This window comes from Mesorhizobium sp. M7A.F.Ca.US.006.01.1.1, assembly GCF_003997935.1.
Classification (GTDB): domain Bacteria; phylum Pseudomonadota; class Alphaproteobacteria; order Rhizobiales; family Rhizobiaceae; genus Mesorhizobium.
Genome location: NZ_RZQL01000232.1, coordinates 1 through 10,887 on the forward strand (window position 1 = coordinate 1; position 10,887 = coordinate 10,887).

Below are 10,887 nucleotides of genomic sequence, written 5' to 3' on the forward strand. Positions count from 1 at the left end.
GCGACTTGCGGCACGCCTTTTGCTGGCAGACGTCGACGCCTCGGATCGGCTCGTCGAGAGGACGCTCGAGCAAGCGATCCGGGATGTCGACCGCAGACAGCTTGGTCAATCCACTGAAAACTGGCTCAACGGCATCATGCGAGAGATGGCGAAAACCCGCGGCGCAAAACTGATGCATTAGTTTTTACCCCTCCAAGACGCCCTCAGGCCGAAGTGCCAGGCAACGGAGCGTCATTGTTCGCCACATCTCGAAAATTTGACCGTACAGATCAGCCGCTTGGCCTGCGTGATCAGCCCTTCTGATTGCGCTCGACGAATTTGTTGAAACGGCTGGCTTTCCCCTCCCCGGTCTTGGCCTGATACAGAAAGGCCAGATCGTTCTCGTCGAATATCCGGAAGAATTCGTCCCATTCGATGGGTTCGAATGCTTCCTCAGGCTCGCCGAAGTCGATCCGCAGGATGCCGCCCTCGCCTTTGGTGCGCACCACTGCCGGCCGGCCATCCCGCTCCTCGGCCCATTTGCGGATTTCGTCGTGGTTGGTGGTCGTTTGCGACTGAGACATTGAAATCTCCTTTGATCGGCGTTGCCCCAGGGGACACGAGGGCTGTCGGGCGTCCTAACAGCACAAGGGCGTCAATGTTCCAGCACCGCGCCGTGATCGCGATGCCGAAGTCCCCAAAGGAACTTTGTTGAAGCAAGGGAACAAACCTTTTGCCGAAAAGTTCGGGGCGCCGAGGTTACTTGTCTGAGGAGTCGTCGTGAAACGGATATTGGTCACAGGAGGCTGCGGCTTCATCGGCCGGCATGTCGCACAGGAACTCGTCGCGCAGAATTATTCGGTTCGCATCCTTGATGCGCTGCTGGAGCAGGTGCATGCAGGCGAAGCCGTCGCACTTCCCGCCGGGACCGAGCTGATCAAGGGCGATGTCCGAGACCAGGAGGCGGTCGCCAATGCGCTGGAAGGCGTTGACGCGGTCATTCATCTGGCAGCGGAAGTCGGCGTCGGACAATCGATGTACGAGATCGCGCGCTATGTCGGCGCCAACGATCTCGGCACCGCAATGCTGCTCGAGGCGCTGATCAAGCACCCGGTCGAACGGATCGTCGTCGCCTCGTCGATGAGCGTCTATGGCGAAGGGCTCTATGCAACGCCAGACGGCCGGCGTGTCGACAATGCTCGGCGCAAGGCGAGCGACATCAGGAGCGGACAATGGAACCCGCTATCGCCGGAGGGAGACGCCCTCTCGCCGCTGCCGACGGACGAAGAAAAGCCGGTCGATCTCGCTTCGATCTATGCGCTGACAAAATACGCCCAGGAACGCGCCGCGCTGATCTTCGGCGAAGCCTATGGCATCGATACGGTCGCGCTGCGCCTGTTCAATGTCTTCGGCGCCGGCCAGGCATTGTCGAACCCCTATACCGGCGTGCTGGCCAACTTCGCCTCGCGTCTCGCCAACGGCCAACGGCCGATGATCTTCGAGGATGGCGAACAGAAGCGCGATTTCGTCCATGTGCAGGACGTCGCCCGCGCCTTTCGCCTGGCTCTGCAGCAACGCCAGGCAAAGAGTCATGTCATCAACATCGGCAGCGGCCGCGCCTATGCGATCAGCGAAGTCGCGCGATTGCTGGCCGAGGCCATGGGGACACCGAACCGCTCGCCGGAACTGCTCGGCAAAGCGCGCTCGGGCGATATCCGCAACTGCTTCGCCGATATTTCCAAGGCCCGTGAACTGCTCGGTTTCGAGCCGGTGCGGCAACTGGAGAATTCGCTCGGCGATTTCGTTTCCTGGGTGCGTAACACGTCCGCCGTCGACCGCGGCGCCGACATGAAACGCGAGCTCGAAGAACGTGGGCTGGTCTCATGAACACACGCAATCGACGCGACGCGCCGGTCGCCATCGTCGGCGGCAGCGGCTTCATAGGATCGAACCTCGCCGACAGCCTGTTGTCGGATGGCGAACCGGTGCTGGTGATCGACAATCTCAGCCGTCCTGGCGTCCAGCAGAACCTTGAATGGCTGGCCCAGAAACACGGCAGCCGCCTCACGATTGAAACCATCGACGTGCGGGATGCCAACGCCCTGGCGCCGGCTCTTATGCGTTCGAAGGCGATCTTCCATCTGGCCGCGCAAACCGCCGTCACCACAAGCTTGGTCCAGCCAGATGAGGATTTCGACATCAACCTTCGTGGAACATTCAACGTCCTGGAGGCGGCGCGACTGAGCGGTGAGCGTATTCCTGTTATCTTCGCCAGCACCAACAAGGTCTATGGCAGCCTGCCCGACGTCACTGTCCGCGAGGACGGCGATCGCTATGTGCCTTGCGACAGCGTCATCCAAGCGCACGGCATCGATGAGGCTCGGGGCCTGGACTTCTGCACGCCCTACGGTTGCTCCAAAGGCGCGGCGGATCAGTATGTGCTCGACTATGCCAAATCCTACGGCATGCCGACGGCGGTGCTGCGGATGAGCTGCATCTATGGACCGCGCCAGTTCGGAACCGAGGACCAGGGCTGGGTCGCGCACTTCCTGCTCAGCGCGCTGACGGGACGCCCCATCACCATTTACGGCGACGGCAGGCAAGTGCGCGATATCCTGCATGTCTCCGATGCTGTCGCCGCCTACAGGGCCGTGCTCGATCGCATCGAAGCCACCAAAGGCCAGGCATTCAATCTTGGCGGCGGCCCGGAAAATGCGGTCAGCCTGCGCAGGCTGTTGAGCGAGATCCGTAGCCTGACCGGCCATGAGCTTTCAATCCGCCATGACGGGGAACGCACCGGCGACCAGCCCTTCTTCGTCGCAGACACCCGCAAGATCAAAACCGCGCTAGGCTGGATGGCCCATGTTTCATGGCGCGAAGGCGTCCGCGACCTAGCCGACTGGCTGCAGCGCCACCGGCTCGAGCCTCGCCCGGAAGTCGTGAGGTACGTCGCATGAAAATCGCCCTGGTGAACCCGTCCTGGACGTATGACGACAGCATTTATTTCGGGTGCCGCCAACCGCATCTGCCGCTGGAACTCGGCTATTCGAAGGCCCTGCTCGAAGCCGCCGGACATGAGGTGCTGATGCTGGATGGGCAGTTGCAGAAGCTCGATAATTCCGGTCTCTGTGAGCAGGTGGCTGATTTCGCCCCGGCGATGACCGTCGTCAGTACCGCGCCGACCTACCTGTTCTGGCGCTGCGCACCGCCGGAATTGCGTGTGCCGGCCGATTTCCTCAACCGTCTCGCCGGGCGCGGTGGACGCACGGTCGCGGTCGGGCCGCACGGCTCGGCGACACCGGCGCCAACCTTGCGCAAGCTCGGCGTCGACATCGTCGTGCGCGGCGAGTGCGAAGAAGTCGTCGAGCAACTTGCCCGGCACGACGATTGGAGCGCGGTGCCCTCAACCGCTTATCTGCGGGACGCCAGAGTGGTTTCGAACGGCGGCGTCCACGCCAGTTCGTTTGCCGACCATCCGCCACTCGAATGGCCAGCCGAGTGGATCGCAGCCCATTCGCACCACCATCACAGGTTCGATGACAATCAGGTCGGGTTCGGTGCGGAAGTCGAGGCATCGCGCGGCTGTCCCTACAATTGCAGCTTCTGCGCCAAGATCGATTTCCGTGATGCCTATCGCCGTCGAAACCACGAAGCGGTGGTCGCGGAGATCGATCGGCTGATTGCCCAAGGTGTCGGTTACATCTACTTCATCGACGAGATCTTCCTGCCGCAAAAAGCGTTGCTGGAAGCCTTGGTCGATCGCAATGTGAAATTCGGCGTACAGACCCGCATCGATCTGTGGAAGCCCGAGCTGCTGGAACTGCTGGGCGCCGCGGGCTGCGTCACCATCGAGGCCGGCCTCGAAAGCCTGACGGTTGAAGGCCGGGCGATGCTGGCCAAGCGCTGCCGGCTGGGGACCGAGGAACTCGCCGCGCTGCTCGTCGATGCCAGACGTCACGTTCCATTCGTTCAGGCCAATCTGATCGGCGTGGTCGAGGATGATCCCGCTTTGGTCGAGCACTGGCGAACCCACCTGATCGACCACGGCGTATGGGCAAATGAACCTGTGCCGCTTTACCCGTATCCGAGTTCGCCCAGCTACCGGGAGCTGTGGGGCGAACCCGACGACCTTGCCTGGGAGCGGGCCCATGACCACTACCTCGCATCCTTCCAGAAATTCAGTGACATCCAGGAGAGGCGGCCGCGGCCGCTGGCGGAACTGGAGGCGACATGTTGCGGACATTGACGCCGCGCTCGCGGCGCATCCTGATGACCGTCGATGCCGTGGGCGGCGTATGGCGCTATGCGCTTGATCTGGCACGGGAACTTGTGAACGGCGGCGACAGCGTGGTGCTTGCCGGCCTCGGTCCGCAACCGTCGAGGCAGCAGGCCGAGGAAGCGGAGGCTTTCACGACGCTGATCTGGTTGAACACGCCGCCGGATTGGATGACCCACAACGGCGACGACCTCGACGCGCTGCCGCGGGAATTGCTTGCGCCCATGCGCGACCACGCCATCGACCTTGTCCATTTCAACGCGCCGACGCAGGCGGCGGGATTCGATGCGCCATGCCCTGCCGTCGTGGTCTCCCATTCCTGCGTGACGACATGGTTCCACGCCGTCAGGAAACAGGCAGTGGATGGCGCATGGGCCTGGCAGAAGGAGCGCAACAGGCGAGGCTTGGATCGGGCCGACGCAGTCATCGTGCCGAGCCGCAGCCACGCCGACATGCTTGAGACCTGCTATGGCCCGATCGCGCGCCTGCACGTCGTGGCGAATAGCGCCCGCCCCGTCCCGAGAGCCGAAAAGCGCCAACCGCTCGTCTTCGCCGCTGCCCGCTGGTGGGACGAGGGCAAGAATGCGGCGGTGATCGACCAGGCCGCGTCGCTGACGCAATGGCCCGTCTTTGCCGCCGGTTCGATACACGGTCCAAACGGCGGGCGTACCAGCTTCAGCTATGCTGTTCCTCTGGGAGCACTGCCGTCTGACGAGGTGCGCTCCTTGATGGCGCGCGCCGGCATTTTCGCGTCGCCATCAATCTATGAGCCATTCGGTCTGGCCGCGCTGGAAGCTGCCATGTCGGCGACGCCGCTGGTGCTTTCCGACATCGCAACCTATCGCGAACTATGGGACGGGGCCGCGATGTTCTTTGACGCGCGCAATCCGCACGACCTGGCTGCCTGCTTCAATCGTCTCTCCAGCGATGCCGAACTCAGGCGAGAGCTCGGTCAGGCAGCCATGCGACGAAGCCGCCGGTTTACGCTGGCCAGGCAAGCGGCGGCCATGCGAGGCGTCTACGACAAAGCGGCCCTAGCCATGGCTGGACGCTGACCATGCGCTTTCTGTTCTACACCCACTCGGTCGTTTCCGACTGGAACCACGGCAATGCCCATTTCCTGCGCGGTATCATGCGGGAACTGGTCGCGCGCCAGTACCAGGCAGTCGCGCTGGAGCCGGCCGACGGCTGGAGCCGTTCGAACCTGCTGGCTGAGAAGGGATCCTTTGCCATCGAACGCTTCCGCAAGGATTTCCCAGAGTTGATGCCGGTGACCTACGATGCCGGGTTCGATCACGAGGCCTGGATCGCTGAGGCCGACGTTGTGATCGTTCATGAGTGGACGGATCCGGAGCTTGTCGCACGCATCGGCCGTGCCCGGGCCGCTGGCGGCAACTTCATCCTTCTGTTTCATGACACCCACCACCGGGCCGTATCGGCGACCGAGGCAATCTCGGCGCTGCGGTTGGAGCACTATGACGGCGTTCTCGCCTTTGGCGAGGCCTTGCGCGAGAGCTATCTGCGCGCCGGCTGGGGCAAGCGCGCCTTCACCTGGCATGAAGCCGCGGACGATCGCCTGTTCAAGCCACACCCGGAGATCCACCCCACGTCCGATCTGGTCTGGATTGGAAACTGGGGCGACGATGAGCGGACTGCCGAACTCAAGGAGTTTCTAATCGAGCCGGTACACGATCTCGGTCTCGATGCCACTGTTCACGGCGTACGCTATCCCAAGCCCGCACTTGCGGATCTGGCCACCGCTGGACTGCGCTATGATGGATGGATCGCCAATGCCGACGTGCCGAAGGTGTTCGCCGCGCATCGTGTCACCGTCCACATCCCACGGCGCCCCTATCGTGAGGGATTGCCTGGAATTCCGACGATCCGCATGTTCGAGGCGCTCGCCTGCGGCATTCCGCTGATTTCAGCACCCTGGTTCGATGTCGAGCAGTTGTTCAGGCCTGGCGTCGACTTCCTGTTTGCGGAGAACGGCTCGCAGATGCGGCAACACTTGCGGGCGGTATTGGCCGATGCGGATTTCGCGGCTTCCCTGGTGACTTCGGGCCTCGAGACCATTCGCTCCCGGCACACCTGCCAGCACCGCGTTGACGAGCTGTTCTGCGTGCTGACGGAATGCACAACCGAACACACCATCAACAAGACCACCGCAAAGGAAGCCGCCGCATGAAGATGGCATTCTATGGATCGAGTCTTTTGTCGTCCTACTGGAACGGTGCCGCGACTTACTATCGCGGGTTGCTGAAGGCGCTTTCCCAATTGGGCTACGAAATCACCTTCTATGAACCCGACGTCTACGACCGGCAGAAGAACCGCGACATCGAGGCGCCTGACTGGTGCACTGTGGTCGTTTATGAAGCGACCCAGCACGCGCTGATGCAGGTCGCGGCACGCGCCGCCAGCGCCGACATCGTCGTCAAGGCGAGTGGCGTCGGTTTCGAGGACGAGGCGCTGCTGCGCGCCGTTCTCGACCACGCCCGCAGCGACGCGCTGGTGGTATTCTGGGACGTGGACGCTCCGGCAACCCTTGCCCAGTTGCGCGACGAACCGGACCATCCGCTCCATAGCGCCCTGCAAGAAATCGATCTTGTGCTGACCTATGGCGGCGGCGACCCCGTCGTATGGGCCTACCGTGCCATGGGAGCGAACGAATGCGTGCCGATCTACAATGCGCTCGATCCCCAAACACATTATCCGGTCACCAGCAATGCGCGTTTCGCTTGCGATCTGGCGTTCCTTGGCAACAGGCTGCCGGATCGTGAGGCACGGGTCGAAGCGTTTTTCCTCGATCCCGCATGCCAGCTGCCGAAACAGCGTTTTCTGCTCGGTGGATCGGGCTGGGGGGACAAGCCGCTTCCCGCCAATGTCGGCTGGCTCGGTCACGTCGGCACCCGCGATCATAATGCCTTCAACGTCACACCCAAGGCGGTGCTGAACATCAGCCGCGACAGCATGGCCGTAAACGGTTTTTCACCGGCCACGCGTGTCTTCGAGGCGGCCGGCGCCGGTGCCTGCCTCATCACCGATGCGTGGCTGGGCGTGGAACTGTTCCTGAAACCAGGCGAGGAGATCCTGGTGGCGCGCGACGGCGGCGATGTCGCCGAGATCATGTGCTCGCTGACCTCCAGTCGGGCAAAGGCAATCGGCCAAGCCGCACTTTGCCGCGTGCTGGCCGACCATACCTACGCGCTGCGGGCGGACGTGGCCGATGCCGTCTTCAAACGTCACTTCGAGCAGGGGACTGTGGAGGCAGCGGAATGACCAAACAACTGGACATCGTCTTTCTTGGCCTGTCGCTGTCCTCGTCCTGGGGAAACGGCCACGCCACGACGTTTCGAGGCCTGCTGAAAGGTCTGCACGAACTCGGCCACCGCGTGACCTTTCTGGAGCGCGACGTGCCGTGGTACGCCAACCACCGCGATCTGCGCGATCCGGATTTCTGCACCTTGCGCTACTACGAAACCGCTGCGGAGTTGCAAAGCGGCTACGCCCGGTGCCTGGAGCAGGCCGACATCATCGTCATCGGCTCCTTCGTGCCGGAAGGACGCGTGGTCATCGACATCGTCGCTTCACTTTGCAAAGGGCGCTTCTGCTTTTACGACATCGACACGCCGGTGACCGTGGCGCAGCTTTCGGCCGGTGATTGCGATTATCTGAGCTGGCGGCAGATTCCATATTTCGATGTCTACTTCTCGTTCACCGGCGGGCCGATGCTTGGCCGTCTGGTGGAGGATTTCGGCGCTCGCCGCGCCGAGCCGCTCTACTGCTCGGTCGACCCGGAACGGCACCACCGGACCAGCGATCCGATCCGCTGGGATCTCGGCTATCTCGGCACCTACAGCGCAGACCGGCAGGCAACGCTGAACGCGCTGTTGCTCGAGCCCGCACGGCATATGCCGGATCGCCGTTTCGTCGTAGCCGGCTCGCAATACCCATCCGACATCACCTGGCCGGACAATGTCGAACGCATCGAACATTTGCCGCCGGCCGATCATGCCGCATTCTACAGCCGTCAGCGCTACACGCTGAACGTCACACGCAGTTCCATGATCGCTGCCGGGTGGTCGCCCAGTGTCCGCCTGTTCGAAGCGGCTGCTTGCAGCACGCCCATCATCAGCGATCGCTGGCCAGGGCTCGACAGCTTCTTTCCCGCATCGGCGATCCACACCGCCGGGGAAACCGACGATGTCGTCGAGATCCTCTTCGGCGAGTCCGAGCGCACACGCCTCGCCCTAGCCCGCCGGGCTCGCGAGCGCGTCCTCGCATCCCACACCGGTGCGGCCAGGGCCCACGAATTCGTGGCGGCGTTGACACAGCCAAGGGCGGCGGCCCTCGATTTCGACATCGGAAGCGCAGCATGACCAGCAGACAGGAGAAAACGGCGATGCGACAAACACGAAACGCGCGAAGGGCAAAGGCGGTGCTTATTGCCGGCGGTGCGGGATTCCTCGGTTCGCATCTTTGCGAAGCATTGCTCCGCGACGGCTGGCGCGTGATCTGCGCCGACAATTTCCTGACTGGGCGCATGGAGAACATCATCTCGATCATGGACCAGCCGGGTTTCCGATTGATCGAGCAGGATATCTGCCGGCCATTGGATCTTGGGGAGCCCGTGGAGCGTATCTTCAATCTGGCATGCGCTGCCTCGCCACCGCGTTACCAGGCCGACCCGATACACACCACGCGAACCTGTGTGATCGGCACGCTCAACCTGCTTGAACTCGCTGTCCGCAATGACGCGCGACTGCTGCAGGCCTCGACGAGCGAAGTGTATGGCGATCCGGAGCAACATCCCCAGAGGGAGGACTATGTTGGCCATGTGAACTGCACCGGCCCACGCGCCTGCTACGACGAGGGCAAGCGCACCGCCGAGACGCTTTGTTTCGATTATCTGAGAGCCGGCAAGGCCGATGTGCGCGTTGCGCGCATCTTCAACACCTACGGTCCGAGAATGGATCCGGCGGACGGCCGCATCGTCTCGAACCTGATCATGCAGGCACTCGAGAAACGTCCTCTGACGATCTTCGGCGACGGCTTGCAGACGCGATCCTTCTGCTATGTCTCCGATCAGATCGATGGATTGAGGCGCCTGATGGATATCGATCCCAATCCGGGCAAGCCGGTCAATCTGGGCAATCCCGGAGAATTCACCATCATGCGACTGGCGGCGTTGGTGAAGGCAATGACCGGCACCAAATCGGATTTGAGATTTCTACCGCTGCCGCAAGACGATCCTCGGCGCAGACAGCCCGATATTTCGCGTGCAAAAGCGCTGCTCGGCTGGACGCCGAAGGTGCCCCTCAACGAAGGGCTCAAGCTGACGGTCGATTATTTCGCGGCACTCGACGGCAGTCGCATCGGTGATCGGATGTCAGGCTTCGCCAAAAGAGCGAGACCAGCATCCGGCGGGCTGCAGAACCTTCCGGCGTGAAGAGACGGCCGCCGAACCTTTCCCGAGATCGCGCGGAACATCCGCCCAAGCTTGTGGTTTGGCAGCAGGACCCGATACGGAGGATCATCCTCATGCGACCCAAGCGACCTGCGAGAGAGATCGACCAGATGGCCGAGCGTGAGACAGCTGCCTATCTGCGGCGCGCCTCGATCACCTATCTCGAGTGCTGCGTCAGCCTGATGATGACGCATCTGCAGCGCGAGGAAGTGGCCGCTATCCTCGAGCAGGAAGCAGACATGCTGCGAAGGCTGGACTGATCCGAACGATCATACCTGGCATTCGTCCAGGAACCGTATCAGCCGCATCCTATATCGGTCTGCCGTCGCCGCCAGCCTTGTTTTTTCCCGGCCATTTTCGGATTGCGCAGCCATGCTCCAGAGCCCCATCTGGAATGCCAAATAGCATGGTTCGAAAAAGACGATGTGGCCATTGTCGATGGCAAGCTCCATTCCCTCGACCAAGGTCCTCACATCGTTGTCGGATAGTCCATGTTCGACACGGGCGCCGGCAATGTCCCACTCTATTGGCTGGCAGCCGATCAAATCGTGTGCCCGGCAATGGTCAACCGCATCTGTCTTGAGCACCCTGCCGTCGGCACGAACGAGAAACTCCCATGGTTGGAGCTTACCGTCGATTTCAATCCGCTGCAGCCCGCTCGCGGGGGTCTGTTTCGCGAGCCAACCCCGCAAGGTCGCCGCGCGTTTCTCACCCAAGGCTTCCGACGCATTGGAAACAGCCATCTCCGCGAGAGCAAGCAATGATGCACCCGGTTCGCAAGTTCGAAGATTGAGCGCACGCCAGGCCAGGTAATTCGTGAACTCCGCGATCAGTCTTTCCCTGGGCAGCGGGGCCTGATCCATCGTGGTGCCGTCAATCCACCGTTCAACCAGAAAGCCATGGCAAAGCGCGACAACTTGCGATCCGAACCCGGCTTCGTGCAACATCACCGCGGTTCGCTTCTTGCGCAGTCCGGTTTCGCCGAGGCCGGCGAATTTGACGAGCCAGCGGTCACGCCCGGCGGATGCAAGGAATTTACGCCGCTCGGTACCGCGAGGGCTCGGCGGCCAGCGCCCTTCGTCGGCGTAGTGGGCGGCCCGCCACTCGCCGCCAGATAGCTCGGTCAGGCCTAATTCCGGCCTGCCGACCGCCTCGGCCACCCAAT

At 62.4% G+C, this 10,887-nt stretch carries 10 protein-coding genes and 2 pseudogenes; 10 read left to right on the plus strand and 2 right to left on the minus strand.

All coding sequences use genetic code 11. The features are described from left to right. A pseudogene (locus tag EN943_RS29435) lies at window positions 1-181 on the plus strand (response regulator); the annotation flags it as partial. 109 nt (window positions 182-290) lie between these two features. Here the strand turns inward: EN943_RS29435 and EN943_RS29440 are convergent. After that, window positions 291-563: a hypothetical protein gene (locus tag EN943_RS29440; protein WP_023809470.1), complete on the minus strand. Its 273-nt coding sequence runs from the start codon at window positions 561-563 to the stop codon at window positions 291-293. A gap of 196 nt (window positions 564-759) precedes the next feature. Between EN943_RS29440 and EN943_RS29445 the strand changes: the two genes are divergently transcribed. From EN943_RS29445 to EN943_RS29485, 9 genes are all read left to right on the plus strand, one after another. Further along, complete coding sequence (locus tag EN943_RS29445; protein WP_127415669.1) at window positions 760-1,866, plus strand: NAD-dependent epimerase/dehydratase family protein; 1,107 nt, start codon at window positions 760-762, stop codon at window positions 1,864-1,866. Continuing rightward, the gene (locus EN943_RS29450; RefSeq protein WP_127415670.1) at window positions 1,863-2,936 is read left to right on the plus strand and encodes an NAD-dependent epimerase/dehydratase family protein; all 1,074 of its coding nucleotides are present in this window, start codon (window positions 1,863-1,865) and stop codon (window positions 2,934-2,936) included. Before EN943_RS29445 ends, EN943_RS29450 begins: the two co-directional genes overlap by 4 nt. Continuing rightward, complete coding sequence (locus EN943_RS29455; RefSeq protein ID WP_127415671.1) at window positions 2,933-4,225, plus strand: TIGR04295 family B12-binding domain-containing radical SAM protein; 1,293 nt, start codon at window positions 2,933-2,935, stop codon at window positions 4,223-4,225. Before EN943_RS29450 ends, EN943_RS29455 begins: the two co-directional genes overlap by 4 nt. Continuing rightward, window positions 4,210-5,310, plus strand: coding sequence for a glycosyltransferase family 4 protein (locus EN943_RS29460; protein ID WP_127415672.1), 1,101 nt, complete (start codon window positions 4,210-4,212; stop codon window positions 5,308-5,310). The genes EN943_RS29455 and EN943_RS29460 overlap by 16 nt, the downstream gene beginning before the upstream one ends. A gap of 2 nt (window positions 5,311-5,312) precedes the next feature. Beyond that, on the plus strand, window positions 5,313-6,443 hold the full coding sequence (locus EN943_RS29465) for a glycosyltransferase (RefSeq protein WP_127415673.1): 1,131 nt from the start codon (window positions 5,313-5,315) through the stop codon (window positions 6,441-6,443). Further along, complete coding sequence (locus EN943_RS29470; RefSeq protein ID WP_013533197.1) at window positions 6,440-7,534, plus strand: glycosyltransferase; 1,095 nt, start codon at window positions 6,440-6,442, stop codon at window positions 7,532-7,534. Before EN943_RS29465 ends, EN943_RS29470 begins: the two co-directional genes overlap by 4 nt. Next, the gene (locus EN943_RS29475; RefSeq protein ID WP_127415674.1) at window positions 7,531-8,634 is read left to right on the plus strand and encodes a glycosyltransferase; all 1,104 of its coding nucleotides are present in this window, start codon (window positions 7,531-7,533) and stop codon (window positions 8,632-8,634) included. Before EN943_RS29470 ends, EN943_RS29475 begins: the two co-directional genes overlap by 4 nt. Window positions 8,635-8,657: 23 nt before the next feature. Beyond that, entirely contained in the window at window positions 8,658-9,704 is a 1,047-nt protein-coding gene (locus EN943_RS29480; protein WP_127415676.1) for a UDP-glucuronic acid decarboxylase family protein, read from the plus strand. 92 nt (window positions 9,705-9,796) lie between these two features. Continuing rightward, a complete protein-coding gene (locus tag EN943_RS29485) occupies window positions 9,797-9,982 on the plus strand; it encodes a hypothetical protein (protein ID WP_127415675.1) in 186 nt (61 codons plus the stop codon). Window positions 9,983-9,991: 9 nt separating this feature from the next. On the opposite strand, the pseudogene EN943_RS29490 reads toward EN943_RS29485, so the two are convergent. Continuing rightward, window positions 9,992-10,887: pseudogene (locus EN943_RS29490) on the minus strand (hypothetical protein); the annotation flags it as partial.

Bases quoted from the DNA above. Each gene is read 5' to 3' on its own strand.
- EN943_RS29440 (WP_023809470.1), bottom strand. From the start codon at position 563: ATGTCTCAGTCGCAAACGACCACCAACCACGACGAAATCCGCAAATGG.
- EN943_RS29450 (WP_127415670.1), top strand. From the start codon at position 1,863: ATGAACACACGCAATCGACGCGACGCGCCGGTCGCCATCGTCGGCGGC.
- EN943_RS29455 (WP_127415671.1), top strand. From the start codon at position 2,933: ATGAAAATCGCCCTGGTGAACCCGTCCTGGACGTATGACGACAGCATT.
- EN943_RS29460 (WP_127415672.1), top strand. From the start codon at position 4,210: ATGTTGCGGACATTGACGCCGCGCTCGCGGCGCATCCTGATGACCGTC.
- EN943_RS29465 (WP_127415673.1), top strand. From the start codon at position 5,313: ATGCGCTTTCTGTTCTACACCCACTCGGTCGTTTCCGACTGGAACCAC.
- EN943_RS29470 (WP_013533197.1), top strand. From the start codon at position 6,440: ATGAAGATGGCATTCTATGGATCGAGTCTTTTGTCGTCCTACTGGAAC.
- EN943_RS29475 (WP_127415674.1), top strand. From the start codon at position 7,531: ATGACCAAACAACTGGACATCGTCTTTCTTGGCCTGTCGCTGTCCTCG.
- EN943_RS29480 (WP_127415676.1), top strand. From the start codon at position 8,658: ATGCGACAAACACGAAACGCGCGAAGGGCAAAGGCGGTGCTTATTGCC.
- EN943_RS29485 (WP_127415675.1), top strand. From the start codon at position 9,797: ATGCGACCCAAGCGACCTGCGAGAGAGATCGACCAGATGGCCGAGCGT.